Annotated in this window: 1 protein-coding gene; it reads right to left on the bottom strand. The window is 57.2% G+C overall.

The genetic code is table 11. The features are described 5' to 3' along the window. Positions 1 to 13 precede the first annotated feature (13 nt). Positions 14 to 1342 (bottom strand): IS4 family transposase, encoded by a 1329-nt coding sequence (locus ACNPAA_RS20825; protein WP_053288733.1) that lies wholly within the window; start codon positions 1340 to 1342, stop codon positions 14 to 16. Positions 1343 to 1426: the final 84 nt, after the last annotated feature.

The raw sequence follows: 1426 nt of genomic DNA, 5'->3' as shown, positions 1-1426 counted from the left end.
TAATGCCAGTCAGTTAAGCCTGACTGGCATTGTTTTTACTAGGTTTTCTCGTCGCATACTTCTGTGGTTTGGCTTTGATGCACCTTGGGTAACTTCGTTCTCGGCGGGCGGGTAACTTGAACTGCTCTGCCTGTTTGTCCAACTCAGCGACACGCCCTGGAACCATGCCCGGTGACACAAACGGCAGGCAACTGAGTTCATGCAGCAGATACACCGATGCCATGTGAAAGCTCAACTGGCTGGCCGTATAGCCCTTTAAGCTCGCCGCCATCCTAACCATCTGATATCTCAGTAGGTTATAGGCCAATACCAAGCCCCATAGCTCCTGCCTTACTCCATCGGGTTTCTTGCTGCGCAGCGTCAGCCGGTGCTGTTGCAGGCTATGTTTCATCTCCCGATAGCCCAGCTCGATTTCCCAGCGATTCTGGTATAGCTCCATCAACTCGCTGGCCGGGAAGCGCAGCGGGTCGGTGAGCGAGGTCAGCACCTGCCGCTCCTTGCCGTTTACCGTCCGGGTCAGCAGCCGGGCTTCGAACTGCTCCGGCAACTCGCTCCACTTCTTCTTGGCCTGCGGACTGGCACTGAGGCGTACCAGCACATCCTGCCGCCCCAGCTTGCGGATGACCTCGTATTGAGCCCCCTTTTTCAGCGGAATAAGCCAGTGACGCGCTACGCCCTGGCGTTGCCAGGCATGGAGTAACCCCAGTGAGTAGAAGCCCTTATCGAACAGGGTCAGGCTATTATCGGGTGTTTTTTCAATCAGTTGCTCTGCCAACACCATCTCGTTTACCGCACAGGAGTCCATCACTGTCTGGGTCAGCAGATGACTGGTCAGCTCCATCTGACACAACATGCGGACCTGGGGATATTGCGTCTCCCCCTGGACGGTTTTCGACTTGGCAAAGGCGCCGGCATTGTCCGGAGTATCGGGCGTGCGCCAGACCACCCCGTCCACGGCCAGCAGCTGCAAGCCGGCCCAGGTGGGGTGCTGACACTGCTGATGCCAGAGTGTGGCGGTCTGCTGGAACACCTGTCGAACGGCTTGGTCAGCCAGTTTTTGGCGCGCCTGGATGAAGGCGCTGGGGACGACAAACGGCCGGTCGCCGGGTAACAGGATATCGAGCTGGTTGGCCAGCTGGGCCATAGGGACATGACGAAACAAGGACATCCCGATAATGGCCCATAGCACCCGCTCCATGGGCATGCGCCGTCGGCGCAAGGAGACGGAGCCCGTCTCGGCCAAGCAAGCCTGCACCAGTTCAGGTGACAGCAGGTCAGACAGGGACTCAAACTTTCCGGGAGGACAGGCGTGAATGAAGTCGAGAGCTTGGTCGATACGCATAAAAAAATCCGAAACCCAACAAGGAGTTTCGGATTCTTACACAGCCTGAGGATCGGTCAATGGATCCTTAACTGATCGGCATTA

The organism is Aeromonas sp. PS2Canimalfood6, from assembly GCF_048276795.1.
GTDB lineage: Bacteria > Pseudomonadota > Gammaproteobacteria > Enterobacterales > Aeromonadaceae > Aeromonas > Aeromonas caviae.
Note: the sequence above shows the minus strand (reverse complement) of the source record. Positions and strands in the feature narration are given on the sequence as shown.